Raw genomic sequence first — 17,443 nt, 5'->3', positions numbered from 1 at the left:
GCCCCTACAGATCTCGCCCCCGAGACCTCATTTCAATTCAGAATGCGTTCCATGTTGGGAACGATGACGAACTCTTCACGCCACTTCGCGATGAAGCGAATGAACTCCGGCTTCCAGTGCATGCCGACACGTGGCGTCTGCTGCACGTCGGTCTGCGCGATTTCCGTGACTTCGTAGACCTTGTCGGCAGTGAGGCCGACCAGGACGGGCTCGCCGTCGAGCTCGAGCTCGATGACCACGATGCGCGTGTCGGCCGAGTTGTCGAGCTGCGGCATGCCGAAGCGGATGCGCAGGTCCGCGAGCGGAATGACGTTGCCGCGCACGTTGATCACGCTGGGAACGAAGGCGCGCGCACCCGCAACTTTGGTCACGGGAACGGGATCGATGATCTCGCGCACGAGACCCGCGTCGAGCGCAAACTTCTCCTCGCCGAGGCCGATCATCACGACCTGCATTGCGCCGGACTGATGCTCGCCCGCCAAATTCCCGTTCATCACGCCGCCTCGCTGATATGCTGCTTCTCGACCTTCGACTGCGCCAGCGAGACCAGCTGCGCGACGTCGAGGATCAGAGCCGCCGTGCCGTCACCGAGGATCGTCGCGCCGGAGAAGATCGTGACGTCGGAGTGCAGCTTGGAGAGCGACTTGATCACGGTCTGGTGGTTGCCGATGATCTGGTCGGCGACGAGGCCGACGCGGGTCTCGCCCGTGGAGAGATGATGATCGTCTTCTGGTGCTTGTCGGGCGAACCCGACGAAGACATGATCTCGCGCAGCCGCAAGAACGGGACGAGGTTGCCGCGCACATTGAGGAAGTTGCGGCCGCGCGAACGCTCGTCCTCGGCCGTCAGCTCGACGCACTCCTCCACCGCCGACAGCGGAATGATGTAGCGGCCCTCGCCGACGCGGATCAGGAGGCCCTCGATGATCGCGAGCGTCAAAGGCAGGCGCAGCGTCACGGTGGTGCCTTGTCCCGGCCTGGTCGACAAATCGATCGTGCCGCGCATGTTCTCGATGGTGCGCTTGACCACGTCCATGCCGACGCCGCGGCCCGACAGCGCCGAGATGGTCTGGGCGGTCGAGAAGCCCGGGTGGAACAGGAACTGGTGGATCTCGTGATCGGTCAGCACGGCGCCGGCCGCGATCAGCCCCTGCTCCTCCGCCTTCGCGCGGATGCGCGCGGTGTTGAGGCCGCCGCCATTGTCCTTCACGGTGACCAGCACCTGCGCGCCGGAGTGGACGGCGGCGAGCTCGATCCGGCCCTGCTCGGTCTTGCCATTGGCAGCGCGCGTGGCGGTGTCTTCGATGCCGTGGTCGATGGCATTGCGGATCAGGTGCACCAGCGGGTCGGCCAGGCACTCGATCATGGTCTTGTCGAGCTCGGTATCCTCGCCTGTGGTGACGAATTCGACCGGCTTGGACAGATCCCGCGACAGATCGTGCACGAGGCGGCGGAAGCGGCCGAACAAGGAGCCGATCGGCACCATGCGGGCACCCATGGTGGTGTCGCGCAAGGAGGAAGCGAGGCGCTCGATCTCCTCGGCGATCATCTTGATCGAGAGGTCGGAGCCGGACGATGCGAGCTGGGTCAGCCGCGCCTGGGCGATGACGAGCTCGCCGACGCGGTCCATCAGTTCGTCGAGGCGTTCGGCCTGGACGCGGACGGTGGCAATGCCGCGCTCTTCGCGCTTGGCTTCGGGCTTCGGCTCCGGCCTCGGTTCAGATTTGGGCTCGGTCTTGGCGACGGGCTGCTCGGCGACCGGCGCGGCGGGAAGCTCGACCGGGGGCGCAGGCATCTCGGCCATGGGCGCCGGCTCCTCGTCGATAAGCTGAAAGAGCGGTGCAGGCGCGGGCGCTTCGACATGCTCGAGCGGCGAGAGGGTGAGCTTCAACTCGTCCTGGACGAACATGAAGACGTCGTCGATCGCGTCCTTGTCGCAGGCCGCGTGCAGCTTGACGTCCCACTTCAGATAGCAGTCTTCCGGCTCCATCTCGTCGAGGAACGGGATGCCGTCGGTGACAGGCACGACGAAGCAAGGTCCGAGCTTGCAGAGATCTTCCAACAGGTCGAGCGGATTCGAGCCGTTGCGCAGGATGTGGGATTCGAACTCCAGATAGAGGTGCCAGCCGGCCTGCTTGCTCCCGCCAGGCGCCAGCGGCGGCGCCTCGGCGATCTCGACGACCGGAGCGCCAGGCCTGTCGGCCGAGACGAAGCGCTTGAGATCATCGAGAATGGCTTCGCCGATAATGTCGTCGGTCGACTGCGGATCCTCGATCAACGCACGGATATAGTCCTTGGCGGCGAGCGCGACCGAGATCAGCTCCTGCGTCGGCTTGATCTCGCCCTTGCGGACACGGTCGAAGGCGGTCTCGAACTCGTGGGTGAAGGAGGCGACCTTGTCGAAGCCGAACATGGCGCCCGAGCCCTTGATCGTATGCAGGGCGCGGAAGGCGGAATCGACCAGTTCGCGGTCGTCGGGACGCTGGCCGAGATCGAGCAAGGCCCCTTCGAGAACTTCAAAGAGCTCACTGGCTTCCTGACGAAAGACCTCGGTCGGGTCCATTGCGCTCATGTGCGCACCAACTTGCCGACCACGGCGAGCAACTGCTCAGGCTTGAAGGGCTTGGTGATCCAGCCGGTGGCGCCGGCGCTCTTGGCCTCCTGCTTCACCGTCTCGTTGGATTCGGTGGTCAGGAACACGATGGGCATGCCGACCGCGCTCGGGAGCTTGCGCAGTGCGCGGATCAGCTCCAGCCCGTTCATGACGGGCATGTTGAGGTCGGTGATGACGAGGTCGAGCTTGCCGGCCTGGGCCTTGGCGAGTCCTTGCGCACCATCGCCGGCCTCGATCACGTTGTGACCGGCCGGCTCGAGCACGACCTTGATCATCTGCCGGATGCTGGGGGAATCGTCGACGGTAAGAATCGTGGCCATCAGGTGCCATCTTTCTTTTGCGGGAAGTGCTGATCGATCATCGCCTCGCTGGCGAAGCCGGCGCGGCGAAGGGTGTTGCGCAGAGACTGAGAGAATGATGTGAGCACCACCGGGCGGCCTTGGGCCTCGCCCGTCTTGGCGGTCGACAGCAGAAGCTGGATCGAAGTCACGTCGGCCTTGTCGACGCTCGAACAGTCGATCTCGAGCCGCTCCTGGCGGCCGAACGCCTCGCGAATGAGCTCATAGACGTTGCGAATGGCCGCGATGCTGCAATCGGCGGGCAACCGCAACGACCACTTCGGCTCCGTGGGATTGAGCGCCATCGCTGCACCCGCCTTTGCTAGAATTCCGACACTCGTTTGACGCGAATCGAGTGAGCAAACCCCTAACACGGGCATCCGTACAACTACGGGTGACACTCGTTCGGAATTCGCGCAACTGTACGCAGGCGTGCACAACCTGCTGAGATGTCATCGAGACGTGCACATCCGTGCGGCCGTTTGCTTCGCGTTAAATTCGCTTGGGCTATGGCTGGGGTTCGTGTCTTTGCCAGTGAAGAGAGCCCCGGCCACCAATGCTGACCCAAGCGCTCCTGGTTGATGACAGCCGCTCCGTCCTCAACTTCCTGAAACGTCACATCGAGGCTGAAGGTCTGGTCGAGGCCACCACCTTCCTCGATCCCGTGGAGGCGCTGGCCTGCGCGCAGGAGCGCGCCTTCGATCTGGTGCTGGTCGACTACGAGATGCCGCATATGGACGGCATCGGCTTCATCCGCGCCTTTCGCGGGCTTCCCGGCTGCACCGACATCCCGATCGCGATGATCACCTCGCGTCAGACCGATGACGTCAAGATGAAAGCGCTGCAGGCCGGTGCAACCGATTTTCTACCCAAGCAGCCACAAAGCCTCGAGATGACGGTGCGCCTGCGGAATTTAGTTCAGCTTGGTGCAGCCGTGCGCAAGCTCAACGACCGCGCCGCGCATCTGGCCAGCGACGTCGCAGCAGCGACACGAAAGCTCGGCGAGCGCGAGGAGGAGATCATCCTGCGGCTCGCGCTCGCGGTCGAATACCGCGACAACGACACCGGCGAGCACACGCTGCGGGTCGCCAAATACAGCCGTATCATCGCCGACCAGCTCGCGCTGCCGGCCCGGCTCTGCCGCGACATCTATCTGGCCGCCCCCCTGCACGACGTCGGCAAGGTCGCCATTCCCGACAACATTCTGCTTAAGCCGGGCAAGCTCACCGACGAGGAGATGGCGGTGATCCGGACGCATGCGACGATCGGCGAGCGGATCCTGGCCGATTCCAGCTGCGAGCTGATCCGGCTCGGTGCGCAAATTGCCGCAGGACATCACGAGCGCTGGGACGGCGCAGGCTATCCGAACGGCCTCAAGGCGGATGAAATTCCAATCGCCGCACGCGTGGTCGCAGTCGCCGATGTCTTCGATGCCCTGACGACGCGGCGGCCGTATAAGGAGCCGATGCCGCTCGAGGCGGCGCGCAATTACCTGGTCGAGAACGCGGGCCGGCAGTTCGATCCGACCTGCGTCGAGGCCTTCCTGTCGCGCTGGGACGAGGTGGTCGAGATCGCCGCCGGTCGGCGGACGACTCCTTTTCAGAGGACCGACGCCCCTCTCGCTCCGTCGTAGTGAATGCGGCGGAGAGCGGTTCGATCCAGGGCCATTCGGCCGGGGCCGTCCCGACCGCCTTGGCAATCCGCCAACATCTTGCCGCGGCTTCATTTTTCTCCGGTCGCCGGTTTGAACCTGTTCCTGCTAGAGTGGCACCAATAACCAAGAGTGATTCTGGTCACACTTGCCCGGACGCCCTGCTGCTAGGCATTGAACCGGGACGGGGCGGCAGAGCATCGTCGAATTGGATGAGAATTCCCATGAAAAGCCTGATTGGCGCCTGTGTCGGCGCGTTCTTCCTTGCGGCCCCCGCTATAGCGCAGACTCCTGCCGCGATCGTCGAGGACGTCCAGGGCAAGGTCGACGGTATCGCGTTCATGGACTATGTGGCGCCGGGCAAGATCATCAAGCTCGGGCCCAAGGCCAGCATCACGCTCAGCTACCTCAAATCCTGCGAGCGCGAGACGATCAGCGAAGGCGTCGTTCTGGTCGGCACCGAGCAGAGCACCGTGCAGCTGGGCGAGGTCAAGCGGGAGAAGGTGCCCTGCGATACCAATGCGGCAAAACTGTCGGAGCGCCAGGCGAACCAGAGCGCCGCAACGACCTTCCGCACCGTGCGGTCGGACGCGAAGAGCGCCCCGTCCAAGCTGCCGACGCTCTACGGGGTCGCTCCGCTGGTGCAGGCCAGGAGCGGGAGCACGCTGGTGATCGAGCGCACCGACGGCAAGGAGCCCACGATCACCGTGCCACTCAGAAACGAGACCATGGTCGGCGGCAAGTTCTATGACTTCGCCAAAGCCGGGAAGTCGCTGACGCCCGGCGGCAGCTATCTCGCCATTCTCGGCGCCAAGCGCTACGCCTTCCAGATCGACGCCAGCGCGACGTCATCGCCGACGCCGATCGTCGGCCGCCTGCTGCGGCTCGAATAGGCGGCTCCGCGAAGGCGCGATGCGGCGGATCGGCAGGCGGGACATCGTTGCGACGATCCTGATTGCGCTCCTTGCGGGCGCGATCTTCACGTCACCGCCGCTTCAGACGCTGCAAGGTCTCTCCCTCGACATCCTCACGGCGCTGCGCGGCAAGGTCATTGGCGATCGCCGTGATCCCGCCACGTCGCCCGTCGTCGTGGTGGCGATCGACGGAGAGACCTACGACACCCCGCCCTTCAAGGGATCACCGACCCAGACCTGGACGCGCGAGATCGGCCGGGTGCTCGGGAGCATCGCCGAGGGCGGCGCCAAGGTGATCGGCTTCGACGTCATCTTTCCGAGCTCGATCGAGCAATCCGAGATTTCCTTCGGCGACGCGCCGCTCGGCACGCGCATGAAGGGCTTTGACCGGGACTATCTGATAGCCCTGCGGCAGATCTCCGACACCGGCAAGCTGGTGCTCGGCGAAATCCTGAGCAACGACCATCCGGAGAGGCCCTACCGCGCGCAGCAGCTGGCGGTGAAGAACAATATCCGCGCTCTCAACGTCCATACCGACCCCGACGACGTGATCCGACGGATGCCGCTCACCTTCTCCATCGGTGACAAGCCGGTGCCCGCGATGGCGGTCGAACTCGCCGCGCGGGCACTCGGCGCCAAACCCGAGATCGGGCCATCCGGCGTGATGGAGCTGTCCGGCTACGCGATTCCGAGCGCGGAGAGCCCAATACGCTGACGCTCAACTTTCGTGGCCTGGGCCGCGACGTCCCGACCTATTCTTTCGCCGACCTGCGCGCCTGCGCCGAGAAGGGCGACCGCGATTTCTTCCGCCGCGGCTTCGACGGCAAGGTCGTATTGCTCGGCACCATCCTCAACTTCGAGGACCGCAAGCTGACCTCGATGCGATTGTCGGGCGGCTATGACGGCTCGCCCGCGCCACGATGCGCCCTGCCCGCTCGCGCCGGCACCGCGCAGAAGGCCCGTAGCGACATCGCAGGTGTGTTCGTGCATGCCACTGCGATCCGAAATCTGATCGAGCAAGACGCGGTGACCGAGCTCGGCTTTGCCGCGCGGACCGTTCTCACGATTGCGCTCGCGGCGATCATCGCCTGCGCGGCCTGCATGCTCGCACCCGTCGGCGCGGTGACCGCCTGGCTCGCCGTCGTCGCCGTTTACGCAGCCCTCGCCGTCGCTGCGTTCGTGCATGCGCTGGCGCTGCCTCTTGTTGAACCGGCCCTGGCGAGCCTCGCCGCGCTGGCGATGATGATCGGCTACCGATTCGTGCTGGCCGATCGCGACGAGCGCTTCCTCCGCAAGAGCTTCGCCTATTATCTCGCGCCCGAGGTCATCGATACCATGGTGGCGTCCGGCAAGATGCCGGCGCTCGGCGGCGAGATGCGCAACGTCACCATGTTCTTCTCCGATCTCAGCGGCTTCTCCTCGATCGCGGAGACCATCACGCCGGTGGAGCTGGTCACGCTGATGAACGAATATCTCTCCGCCATGACCGACATCATCGAAAGCCATGGCGGCTACGTCGACAAATATATCGGCGATTCCATCGTCGCCATGTTCGGCGCGCCGGCCGACGATCCCGCGCACGCGCGCAACGCGGTTCGTGCCGCGCTGAAGTGCCACGAGAAGCTGGCGGAGCTCAATGCCGGCCATCCGGCCTTCGCCGGTCACGGCCTGTCGCATCGCATCGGACTCAACAGCGGCGAAGCCGTGGTCGGCAATATCGGCTCGCGGCGCCGCTTCAATTACACCGTGATGAGCGACACCGTGAACGTCGCCTCGCGGCTCGAGGGCGCCAACAAATATTACGGCACCGCGATCATGGCGTCGGAAACCACGATGGCGCAGACCGGCAACACCTTCGCCTGGCGCGAACTCGATGCGATCAGGGTGATGGGGCGCGGCGAGGCCATCAGGGTGTTCGAGCCGCTGGCGGAGAAGGACGCCGAGAGCGACGAGCAGACGAGGGTGGCCGCGGCGTATGCGGAGGGGCTGGTATGCTGGCGCACACGGGAGTTCGCGAAGGCCGCCGACGCGTTCGATCAGGTCGCGAAGATCGATCCAGCGTCGGCGCTGTTTGCCGAACGCGCGCGAGCGCTCATCTCAGATCCACCACCGCCGGACTGGACACCAGTCAACACGCTGGAAGGGAAGTAGCGGCCCTTACCTTCCCCGGGGGGGTGAAAGAGAGATCGTCGCCTCTAAAACGGCAGCCCCACGTAGTTCTCCGCGAGCAGGCGCTGCGCCGTTTCGGACGAGAGCAGATAGTCCAGCTCCGTTTGCTGCAGCCGATCCTCATATTCGAGCCGGTCGGGAAAACGGTGCAGCAGCATCGTCATCCACCAAGAGAAGCGTTGTGCCTTCCAGATACGCGCGAGCGCCTTGGCGGAATAGCCTTTGAGACCGGAATCGTCGCCGCTCTGATAATGCGCGAGCAAGGCGTGGTAGAGATAGTAGATGTCGGAAGCGGCGCTGTTCAGTCCGCGTGCGCCGGTTGGCGGCACGATGTGGGCCGCATCGCCGGCGAGGAACAGCCGGCCATAGCTCATCGGCTCGGCGACGAAGCTGCGCAACGGCGCGATGCTCTTCTCGATCGACGGCCCCGTGATCAGGCGGCCGGCGACCTGCTCCGGCAGGCGGCGCTTCAGCTCGGCCCAGAACGCATCGTCGCTCCAGTCCTCCACCTTGTCGGTCAAAGGCACCTGGATGTAGTAGCGGCTGAGCACCTGCGAGCGCAGGGAGCAGAGCGCAAAGCCGCGCTCGTGCTTCACATAGATCAGCTCGGGCGACACCGGTTTCGTGCGCGACAGCACCCCCAACCAGCCGAACGGATAGACCTTCTCATATTCACGCAGAACGTCCTTCGGGATCGACCTGCGGCTGACGCCGTGGAAACCATCAGCGCCGACGATGTAGTCGCAATCGATGCGGATCGTTTCACCGTTCGAGCGATAGGTCACGTAGGGCCGGTCCGACGTCAGATCGTGCGGCGTCACGTCCTCGGCATTGTGCACGACCTTGCCGCCGAGCCGGTCGCGCGCCTCGTAGAGGTCGCGCGTCAACTCGGTCTGGCCGTAGACCAGCACCGAATTGCCGCCGGAATGCTTGTGCAGGTCGATCTTGGAGAGCACGCCGTCATGGGCAATCTCGAACCCGCGGTGAATCTCCCCCTCCCGGTCCATCCGCTCGCCGCACTGGGCCTCGCGCATCAGCTTGGCAAAGCCGTGCTCGAGCACGCCGGCACGGATGCGGGCGAGCACGTGATCGCGGCTGTATTTCTCCAGCACGATCGTGTCCATGCCCTTCAGGTGCAGAAGCTGCGACAGCAACAACCCGGACGGCCCACCGCCGATGATACAGACCTGAACTTTCATTTTTGCATCCTCCCGTCGGCACTTTTTTGCAGATTCAGCGCTGCGAACCGATGGAGGGTTTTGCCATTGTCTTGTACTATTCGAACATGAGAAGCTCAGCCCCTGGCCCCGCGATCCGGGTCTACAATCTGTTCGGCGAGTCCGGCGATCTGCCCGACGTCGTGCATTGCGAGACGATCGCGTCGCGCTCGGTGCTGCACGACTGGACGCTGGCCGTGCATCGCCATGCCCGGCTGCACCAGGTGCTGCTGATCGAGCGCGGCGGCGGCGAGGCGACGCTCGACGGACGCGTGGTGCCCTTGAGGCCGATGCAGATCGTCAACGTACCTGTCGGCCACGTCCACGGCTTCCGCTTCGTGCCTGATACCCAGGGCTGGGTGCTGACCATCGCGGCGGAGATTCTGGATGAGGCGCTGCTCGCCGCCGAGGGTCTGCGCGGCCCGCTGTCGCGATCGGCCGTGGTGCGCGGCACGCCGCAGATCCGCGCCACCATGAAGCAGATCTTCGCCGAGCACGCCGCCCGCGATTTCGGCCGCGCGCACGTGCTCCGCGCCTTGTCGTCGGCCATGATCGGGCTTGTGGCCCGCGCGCTTGCGGGAGAGAGCGGCGGCAACGGCACGGCGGAAAGCGGACTATTCCGGCGCTTCGAGGCGCTGCTCGAGCAGCACCATCTCGAGCGCTGGAGCGTTGCGGACTACGCAGGCGCGCTGTCGATCACGCCGACCCATCTCAACCGGATCACGCGGGCGGCGACCGGCGACACCGCCTCGCATTTGATCCTCAACCGGCTGATCCGCGAGGCGCGGCGCAACCTCGTCTACACCAACCTGCCGGTCTCGACGATCGCCTACGCCCTCGGCTTCGAGGACCCCGCCTATTTCAGCCGGGTCTATGCCGCCGCCACGGGACTATCGCCGCGCGCGTTTCGCGCGCAGCTGCATGACCGCGAAGGCTGAACCACCGGACGAAAGACCACGCGCGCTGATGATCGGAGGCCACGCCGCAGTCGCGTTGGTTGCCGGCGCGCCCCACTTACCTTCGTATAAGGGGTGCTATCCTTTGGATAGAGGCCCTTTACCTCCGTACAATTGAGCGGCGAATGCGCGCGCCTTAGCGTGACTGCATTCAGCGCCCTGGCGCTGGTGGCATGGAACCTCCCTAACCTCGGCGCAAGGCGGCCGCCCCTGTCCGGTCGTCTGCGCCGCCTTTTCAGCAAGCCATCGGCGCCTTCAGTATTTTCCGGCCGATACATCGCGCCATTTCGGCTGGATCCGTCAGCTTTCGTGTTGAACTCGGGATTTGTGCATAATGTCTTCGTTTGGGAAGATCGCGCTCTTTATCGATGGCTCCAATCTCTATGCCACCTCCAAGGCGCTCGGCTTCGACATCGATTACAGGCGGTTGCTCAGCGAGTTTCAGGGCCGGGGTACGCTGCTGCGCGCCTTTTACTACACGACCGTCATCGAGGATCAGGAGTTTTCGTCAATCCGCCCGCTGATCGATTGGCTCGACTACAACGGATACACCGTCGTCACCAAGCTCACCAAGGAGTTCGTCGACGCCACCACCGGCCGCCGCAAGGTGAGGGGCAGCATGGATGTCGACCTTGCCGTGAGTGCGATGGAGCTCGCCGAACACGTCGATCAGATCGTGTTGTTGTCGGGCGATGGGGACTTTCGGTCGCTGGTTGAAGCCTTGCAACGCCGCGGTGTCCGCGTGACGGTCGTCTCCACACTCTCCACTCAGCCGCCCATGGTCGCCGACGACCTGCGCCGGCAGGCCGACTTGTTCATCGACCTGGCAGACTTGAAACCGAAAGTGGCGCGCGATCCGGTCGACCGGCCGGGATCGCGCGAGGTGTGGCAGCCACCGCAATTCCTCGCGCGCGGATCCATCAATCGGAGCGACCGGGTGGAATGAACCGGGGACGGCCGCTGGCACCTCAGACGTCGAAGAACACCGTTTCCTCCGGCCCCTGCAAATTGATCGTGAAGGAATACACGACCTTGCCGGCGCGCTCGCTGCGCGTTGCGATCAGCGTCTTGCGACGGATCGGCTGCTCGATCAGGTTGAGCACGGGATCGGCGGCGTTGGCCGCCTCTTCGTCCGAGAAGTAGAGCCGCGTGTTGAGGCCGATATTGATGCCGCGCGCGACGACCCAGACATTGATGTGCGGTGCGCATTTGCGGCCCGCCTTGTCGGTGATCGCGCCCGGCTTGATGGTCTCGAAGGTGACGAGGCCGCTCTCGAAGTCGGAACCAGCCCGGCCCCAGCCGCGAAACTCCGGCTCCAGCGCGCCCGCCGAGTGATCGGCCGGATGGTTGTAGCGACCGCTCGCATTGGCCTGCCAGATCTCCAGCAGCACGTCGCGCAGCGGCGTGCCGGTGCCATCGAGCACCTTGCCTTCCAGCGTAATGCGTTCACCTGCGGTGTTCGGCGTCACCAGCACGTTGGAGAAGTTCTTCTCGAAGATGTCGAAGCCGGCCATCGCCGGGATCAAGCCGATATGGACGTAGGGTCCGGCCGTCTGCGAGGCGGTTTCCTTGAGATAGTTGAGCGGCTGCGGCATGGCTCAGTTCCCCTCGGTACGATTTTCGAAATAGGTGGAGCGCTGGCCGCGCAGGACGATGTCGAAGCGGTAGGCGAGCGAGTCGAAGGGCGACGAGGCATTGAGGTCGAGCGGCGCGACGAGGCGGTCGAGCGCATCCTTGTCCGGAATCGTCGTCAGGATCGGGCAGACCGGGATCAAGGGATCGCCCTCGAAGTACATCTGCGTGATCAGCCGCTGCGCGAAGCCCGAGCCGAACACCGAGAAGTGGATGTGGGCCGGGCGCCAGCTGTTGACGTAGTTGCGCCAGGGATAAGGACCCGGCTTCACGGTGCGGAAATAGTAGTAACCGGTCTCGTCGGTCAGCGCGCGGCCGCAGCCACCGAAGTTCGGGTCGATCGGCGCCAGATACGTGTCCTTCTTGTGCCGGTAGCGGCCGCCGGCATTGGCCTGCCAGAACTCGACCAGCGTGTTCGCAACGCCGCGGCCGGTCTCGTCCAGCACGCGGCCATGGACGATGATGCGTTCGCCGATCGGATCGCCGTCCTTGGCGTAGTTGCGGATCAGATCGTTGTCGAGCGGGCCGAGATCATTGTGCCCGAACACCGGCCCCGTGATCTCCGAGACCGAGTTCTCGAGCGACAACAGCGCCTGGCGCGGCGAGCGCAGCACCGAGGATTTGTACCCCGGCGCATGCGCCGGCGGATGGATCGAACGGTCACGCTGAAAGAAGCCGCCGTCGCCGAGCGGCGGCGTAAAGGGCTCGGGACGATTGAGGCGGGGATCCCGCAAGGCTGGCGCCTGGGCATTCATCGGCGTTGTCTCTCCCTGTGGCGCCCGGGTCCGGGCGCGCGGCTTGTCGGGAGATCATGGAACGGTCTATTCTCAAGATAAATAGATCAATTATAATGAATTCCATGAAGGAAATCGATCATTTGGCGCTCGACGGCCACGCTCTCGAGCTGTTCCTCGCCGTGCTGGAGGAAGGTTCGGTGACGGCGGCGGCAACACGGCTCGGCCTGACGCAATCGGCGGTCAGCCACGGGCTGAACAAGCTGCGGCGGATTGCCGGCGATCCGCTGTTCGCCAAATCCGGCCGCGGCATCGTCGCCACGGCGCACGCCCAGGCCCTCGCCGCGAAGGCGCGCGCGTTGATCGACGAGATGCGCAGCTTTGCCGGCGGCGTCAGCTTCGCGCCGGCGCAGGCCCAGCTGTCGCTGACGATCGCCGCCAACGACTTCCAGCGCGACCTTCTGCTGCCCCGCTTCTTCAGCCATGTCGCCGAGCGGGTGAAGAGCCTGAACCTGCGCGTGATCCCCTCGCAATCGCCTTCGCCTGCGATGCTGCGCGAAAATCGCTGCGATCTCCTGATCACGCCGCTGCCTCCGTCGGGCGTCGACATCGTGCAGAAGCGGCTGCTGAGGGATCACTACGTCTGCTATTACGATGCAAAGACGCGTGCTGCGCCTGCCAGCCGCAACGCCTATCTCGCGGCACGTCACATCACCGTGGTCTACACCGACAACGAGCGGCTGGACTTCGACCGCAGGCTCGCTGCGAACGGGCTTCACCGCGACATCGCGATCTCCGTGCCGAGCTTCTCCGGCGTGCCGTCCTTCCTGCGCGGCTCGCAGATGCTTGCGAGCATGCCGAGCCTGCTCGCGCCCGGCGTGATGCGCGATTTCGCGCAAACGCGAATACCATTGGCCTCCCGCACGCGAACGCTGGCCGAGCTGCCGATGTTCATGGTCTGGCACCAGCGCTATCAGAAAGACCCGGCCCATCGTTGGATCAGGAGCCAGCTCGAGACTGTCGCGGCGACGGCCGCCGCCTGAACGACCGGCCCTCCGCCGCAAAACCTGATTCCCGCCAAACCCACTGGTTGCGCAAGGGCAGCCACGCTAAAATCCCCCCATGACAGTGACCGACATTGCGAGCCGGACCTACAATCACAGCTGGCGGCTGGATCCCATCATCCGCAGCCTGCTGGATACCGACTTCTACAAGCTATTGATGTTGCAAATGATTCGGGAAGATTACCCGGATCAGCAGGTGACCTTCTCGGTCATCAACCGCTCGCGCCATGTGCGGCTCGCCGAGATCATCGACGAGGGCGAGCTGCGCGCCCAGCTCGATCACGCCCGCACCATCCGCTTCAGCAAGAAAGAGCTGATCTGGCTTGCCGGTAATACCTTCTATGGCAAGACCCACATGTTCTCGGCCGACTTCATCCGCTGGCTGGCGGAATTCCGCCTGCCCGAATACGAGCTGCGCAAGGTCGACGGCCAGTACGAGCTGCATTTCCACGGACCGTGGACCCACACCACGATGTGGGAGATTCCGGCGCTTGCCATCCTCAACGAGCTGCGTTCGCGTGGGGCGATGAAAGGCCGCGGCCGTTTCGAGCTCGACGTGCTCTATGCCCGCGCCAAGGCCAAGCTGTGGACCAAGGTGGAACGGCTGCGCAAGCTCGAAAATTTGCGGCTGTCCGATTTCGGCACCCGCCGCCGTCACGGCTTCCTCTGGCAGCGCTGGTGCGTGGAGGCGGTGAAGGAAGGCCTGGGCCCCTCCTTCATCGGCACATCCAACGTGCTACTCGCGATGGACAACGATCTCGAAGCGATCGGCACCAACGCGCATGAGCTGCCAATGGTCGCGGCCGCGCTCGCCCGGGACGACGAGGAATTGCGCTGGGCGCCCTACCGCATTCTCGACCAGTGGCGCCAGACCTATGGCGGCAATCTCCTGATCGCACTGCCCGACGCCTTCGGCACCAAGGCCTTCCTGCGCGATGCGCCGGAATGGGTCGCCGACTGGACCGGCTTCCGCCCCGACAGCGCGCCGCCGATCCAGGCCGGCGAGGAGATCATCGCCTGGTGGGACAAGAAGGGCCGCAACCCCAGGGACAAGCTGCTCGTCTTTTCCGACGCGATGGACGTCGGCTCGATCGAGGAGACGTACCACCACTTCACCGGACGCGTGCGACTCTCCTTCGGCTGGGGCACCAACCTCACCAACGACTTCGTCGGCTGCACGCCGGACGGCTCGTTCAACCTCGATCCGATCTCGCTGGTCTGCAAGGTCTCGTCGGTCGACGGTCATCCGGCCGTCAAGCTCTCCGACAATCCGGAGAAGGCGACCGGCCTTCCCTCGGAGATCGAGCGTTACCTGCGCGTGTTCGGCGACGCGGGCCGCGTGCGCAAGCCGGTGCTGGTCTAGCCGAACCGCCCCCTCGATCAGGTGAACCGCGCACGACGAATGCACTGCATTGGCTCGCCGATGCCGCGCCGGTCCCGGTTCGCCAGCATTTGAAGCGATTTGCGGGCAACTGCTTCACGACGGCTTCACCCTGCGACGGAGTCCTCCGCACCATTCAGGTCGAGTTAAGCAACCATCCCGTCTACTTGGCGTTGCAGGCGCAACGCTCCGTTGGGATCGTTGATCGACTTGGGGAATAAGGTGTTTCGCAGAACAGCGACGTCGGCGGAGGGACACTGCTTCCTTCACGTCATCAAGCTCGTTTCGCCTTTCGTGATGGTCGTCGTGCTCCAGGCGGCGATCGCGGGATTCAGCCTCGAGGTGATGTCGTCGGTCCGCGCCTATGTCGCGGGCGAAGCGCTATGGTCGCGCTCGCAGAAGAATGCCGTCTACTTCCTCAATCGCTACCTGCATTCGGGCGACGCCAGCCAGTTCGCGCAGTACCAGGCCGCGCTCGCCGTTCCCATCGGGGACGAGTTTGCGCGCTGGGCGCTCGAACGCGATCCGGTCGACGTCGAGGCCGCCCGTATCGGCTTCCTGCAGGGCGGCAACCATCCCGATGACGTGGCGGGACTGATCTGGCTGTTTCGCTACTTCAACCGCGTCAGCTTCCTCCAGGACGCGATCCGGGAATGGGAGGCGACAGATCCCATGCTGCTGGAGCTGAGCGTGTTCGGCGAGTTGATCCGCTCCGAGCTGGAGAACGGTCCCATTCAAGACGGCCGCCTGCAATTCCTGTCGTCGCGGCTCTCGGAGCTCAATACCCAGTTCACGGTGCATGCCAAGCGGTTCTCCACCGTCCTCGGCGAAGGCTCCCGCGCCATCAAGGTGACGCTGACTTGCATCAACATCGCCACCGCCGCGGCGCTGATCCTGCTTCTGATCTGGCATACTCGGCGGCTGGTGCTGCAACGACAGGCGTTCGAAAACGCCCTGCATGCCGAGACACAGCGCCTGGCCTGGCAGGCCTCGCACGACTGGCTGACCGGCCTGTCGAACCGTCGCGCCTTCGAGGCGCGCCTGCAAAGCGAGCTGGACAATGCCGCGGCGGGTGCGCTCGGCCTGATCCTGCTCGACCTCGATCAGTTCAAGAGCGTCAACGATAGCTGTGGCCACCTTGCCGGCGACCGGCTGCTCCGCGAGGTCTCGCGCCTCCTGCAACAGGGCCGGCACGCGCGTGATCTGGTGGCCCGGCTCGGCGGTGACGAATTCGGGCTGATCCTGCCGCAATGCTCGCCCTTCGATGCCGTCGACATCGCCGAGCGTCTGCGCAGGTCGCTCGAACTGCTCAGTTTCGCCTGGGACGATCGTTGCTTTGCGGTGAGCGCCAGCATCGGAGTGACCTGCATTGCCGACCGCAACATCACGCTCGAGGATGCGATGCGGCGCGCGGATGCTGCCTGCTATCGCGCCAAGGAAAAGGGACGCAACCGCGTTCAGGTCGAGAGCGGAAGTCCGGGCGCCGTCGCCGTCGCAACCCGCCCGCGCGAAGCTGCGCGCGCCTGACGCGGCTCGCCGCTGTCAGCGCTGGGGCAGAATCCCGAGCCCTCTGAGATGCACGTCGAGGAATTGTTCGATCTGCTGGCGCAGCATCTGCGGCGGCACGGCCACCATGCGCTCCTCGAGGCCGAGCGAGATGATGCCATGCACGGCGGAAAACAGCGTGCGAGACAGCAGCGCGATCTTCACGTCATCCGCATCCGGCAATAGCCGCACCAGGGGTGGATGCATCAGCGCAAAGGCATCCATCACCATCTGAAGGATGTCGTCCGGATAAGGTCGATCGTCCTCCATCCGATGCTCGAACAAGGAGCGCAGCAGATTGGCGTGCCCCGCAAAGAAATCGAGATAGGTCTCGGCAAGCCCATAGAGCTGGCGAACCGGATCCTCAGCGGGAACGCCCCGCAGCCGCGCCGTGAGCGCCTGAACCGTCTCCCGATTGACGGTCAGGATGACCCCGTCGAAGTCGCCGAACTCGTTATAGACGCTGCCAACCGAACAGCCGACAGCCTCGGCAACGTCCCGAACCTTCAATGATCTCAGCCCTTTAGCTGCGATAATGCCGCGGGCGATCTCCAGGATCTGGCGCCGCCGCCGGCTTTTTTTCTGGTCGCGCAGCGATTCTTCTTGAACATTGTTCATTTTCAAGCTACTCATATGAACATTGTTCAATTTAACTCGGAGACCTGCGAAATGCAAACCCTCGCTGTTGATATCGCCGCCACCTTCCTCGATGACGCCACGGCTCTCGTGACCGGCCTCTGCCTAGCCGCCCTCAAGGTCGTGATGTCGCCGATCGATCGCATCGCCAATGCCTGCGACATTGCCGGCGTGCTTGCCGAGCGCCGCGCGACCTTCCGGATGTGGCGGGCGAACCGCGTGCGAGCCCGCCGCGAGCGACGCCGGTTCAGCCTGCTCGGCCGCTTCTCGCCGTTTCGGCACCTCGCCCATCTCACCTGAGACGCGCAGCCGGCACCTTCCGATCGGTTCGAATGCAAGAGCCGGTTACAATGTCGGACTCACCATGCCCCGATATTCGCGCCGGATGGCGCGGCCCTCGGCGATGCGGTTCAGGTTTTCCTCATCGCCCGGCGCAATATCCGTGGAGCTGCGGCCCTCCTGCCGGAGCCTGATACGCCGCCTCCAAAGTCATTTGCGAACCTAACGACGCCAATCGGAGACCAACAGGATCGGAAGGAGCGACGGCGCAAAGCGAGCCGGGACGATCGTCCTCACCTCGCAATTTGCCCATC

15 protein-coding genes and 2 pseudogenes are annotated in these 17,443 nt (G+C 64.5%); 9 read left to right on the top strand and 8 right to left on the bottom strand.

The window, feature by feature from the left end:
* Positions 1-32: 32 nt before the first annotated feature.
* The 4 genes and pseudogenes from ABIA42_RS03420 to ABIA42_RS03405 form a co-directional block, all read right to left on the bottom strand.
* A complete protein-coding gene (locus ABIA42_RS03420; protein WP_370115506.1) occupies positions 33-494 on the bottom strand; it encodes a chemotaxis protein CheW in 462 nt (153 codons plus the stop codon).
* A pseudogene (locus ABIA42_RS03415) lies at positions 494-2,571 on the bottom strand (chemotaxis protein CheW). The gene ABIA42_RS03420 and the pseudogene ABIA42_RS03415 overlap by 1 nt, the downstream one beginning before the upstream one ends.
* Positions 2,568-2,933 (bottom strand): response regulator, encoded by a 366-nt coding sequence (locus tag ABIA42_RS03410; RefSeq protein WP_370115508.1) that lies wholly within the window; start codon positions 2,931-2,933, stop codon positions 2,568-2,570. The pseudogene ABIA42_RS03415 and the gene ABIA42_RS03410 overlap by 4 nt, the downstream one beginning before the upstream one ends.
* Complete coding sequence (locus ABIA42_RS03405; protein WP_028178231.1) at positions 2,933-3,256, bottom strand: STAS domain-containing protein; 324 nt, start codon at positions 3,254-3,256, stop codon at positions 2,933-2,935. The genes ABIA42_RS03410 and ABIA42_RS03405 overlap by 1 nt, the downstream gene beginning before the upstream one ends.
* Before the next feature lie 251 nt (positions 3,257-3,507).
* Between ABIA42_RS03405 and ABIA42_RS03400 the strand changes: the two genes are divergently transcribed.
* The 3 genes and pseudogenes from ABIA42_RS03400 (at position 3,508) to ABIA42_RS03390 (ending at position 7,667) form a co-directional block, all read left to right on the top strand.
* A complete protein-coding gene (locus ABIA42_RS03400; protein ID WP_370115511.1) occupies positions 3,508-4,584 on the top strand; it encodes an HD domain-containing phosphohydrolase in 1,077 nt (358 codons plus the stop codon).
* 242 nt (positions 4,585-4,826) lie between these two features.
* Positions 4,827-5,495 carry a hypothetical protein gene (locus tag ABIA42_RS03395; protein WP_370115513.1) on the top strand — a complete coding sequence of 223 codons (669 nt, stop codon included), beginning with the start codon at positions 4,827-4,829 and terminating at the stop codon, positions 5,493-5,495.
* A 19-nt stretch (positions 5,496-5,514) separates the two neighbouring features.
* Positions 5,515-7,667: pseudogene (locus ABIA42_RS03390) on the top strand (adenylate/guanylate cyclase domain-containing protein).
* 44 nt (positions 7,668-7,711) lie between these two features.
* Here ABIA42_RS03390 and pobA read toward each other — a convergent pair.
* Positions 7,712-8,884 (bottom strand): 4-hydroxybenzoate 3-monooxygenase, encoded by a 1,173-nt coding sequence (gene pobA / locus ABIA42_RS03385; protein WP_271526807.1) that lies wholly within the window; start codon positions 8,882-8,884, stop codon positions 7,712-7,714.
* 50 nt (positions 8,885-8,934) lie between these two features.
* On the opposite strand from pobA, the gene ABIA42_RS03380 reads away from it, so the two are divergent.
* Both ABIA42_RS03380 and ABIA42_RS03375 read left to right on the top strand, forming a co-directional pair.
* Positions 8,935-9,840 carry a helix-turn-helix domain-containing protein gene (locus ABIA42_RS03380; protein WP_271526808.1) on the top strand — a complete coding sequence of 302 codons (906 nt, stop codon included), beginning with the start codon at positions 8,935-8,937 and terminating at the stop codon, positions 9,838-9,840.
* Positions 9,841-10,192: 352 nt separating this feature from the next.
* Positions 10,193-10,804 carry an NYN domain-containing protein gene (locus ABIA42_RS03375; protein WP_370115516.1) on the top strand — a complete coding sequence of 204 codons (612 nt, stop codon included), beginning with the start codon at positions 10,193-10,195 and terminating at the stop codon, positions 10,802-10,804.
* Between the two features lie 22 nt (positions 10,805-10,826).
* Here ABIA42_RS03375 and pcaG read toward each other — a convergent pair whose 3' ends face one another.
* Both pcaG and pcaH read right to left on the bottom strand, forming a co-directional pair.
* Positions 10,827-11,453 carry a protocatechuate 3,4-dioxygenase subunit alpha gene (gene pcaG, locus ABIA42_RS03370; protein ID WP_370115518.1) on the bottom strand — a complete coding sequence of 209 codons (627 nt, stop codon included), beginning with the start codon at positions 11,451-11,453 and terminating at the stop codon, positions 10,827-10,829.
* A 3-nt stretch (positions 11,454-11,456) separates the two neighbouring features.
* The gene (pcaH, locus tag ABIA42_RS03365) at positions 11,457-12,245 is read right to left on the bottom strand and encodes a protocatechuate 3,4-dioxygenase subunit beta (RefSeq protein ID WP_028178237.1); all 789 of its coding nucleotides are present in this window, start codon (positions 12,243-12,245) and stop codon (positions 11,457-11,459) included.
* Between the two features lie 95 nt (positions 12,246-12,340).
* Here pcaH and ABIA42_RS03360 point away from each other — a divergent pair, with 95 nt between their 5' ends.
* From ABIA42_RS03360 to ABIA42_RS03350, 3 genes are all read left to right on the top strand, one after another.
* Positions 12,341-13,267: a LysR family transcriptional regulator gene (locus ABIA42_RS03360; RefSeq protein WP_370115520.1), complete on the top strand. Its 927-nt coding sequence runs from the start codon at positions 12,341-12,343 to the stop codon at positions 13,265-13,267.
* A 79-nt stretch (positions 13,268-13,346) separates the two neighbouring features.
* A complete protein-coding gene (pncB, locus tag ABIA42_RS03355) occupies positions 13,347-14,651 on the top strand; it encodes a nicotinate phosphoribosyltransferase (RefSeq protein ID WP_370115522.1) in 1,305 nt (434 codons plus the stop codon).
* A gap of 240 nt (positions 14,652-14,891) precedes the next feature.
* Positions 14,892-16,196, top strand: a complete 1,305-nt coding sequence (locus ABIA42_RS03350) for a GGDEF domain-containing protein (RefSeq protein ID WP_370115524.1) — start codon at positions 14,892-14,894, stop codon at positions 16,194-16,196.
* 15 nt (positions 16,197-16,211) lie between these two features.
* On the opposite strand, the gene ABIA42_RS03345 is transcribed toward ABIA42_RS03350, so the two are convergent.
* Positions 16,212-16,832: a TetR/AcrR family transcriptional regulator gene (locus ABIA42_RS03345; protein ID WP_370123661.1), complete on the bottom strand. Its 621-nt coding sequence runs from the start codon at positions 16,830-16,832 to the stop codon at positions 16,212-16,214.
* Positions 16,833-16,883: 51 nt separating this feature from the next.
* Here ABIA42_RS03345 and ABIA42_RS03340 point away from each other — a divergent pair, with 51 nt between their 5' ends.
* Positions 16,884-17,150 carry a hypothetical protein gene (locus tag ABIA42_RS03340; protein ID WP_370115526.1) on the top strand — a complete coding sequence of 89 codons (267 nt, stop codon included), beginning with the start codon at positions 16,884-16,886 and terminating at the stop codon, positions 17,148-17,150.
* The last annotated feature ends 293 nt before the right edge of the window (positions 17,151-17,443 follow it).

The sequence above is a fragment of the Bradyrhizobium sp. USDA 327 genome (assembly GCF_041262065.1).
Lineage (GTDB): Bacteria > Pseudomonadota > Alphaproteobacteria > Rhizobiales > Xanthobacteraceae > Bradyrhizobium > Bradyrhizobium liaoningense.
Note: the sequence above shows the minus strand (reverse complement) of the source record. Positions and strands in the feature narration are given on the sequence as shown.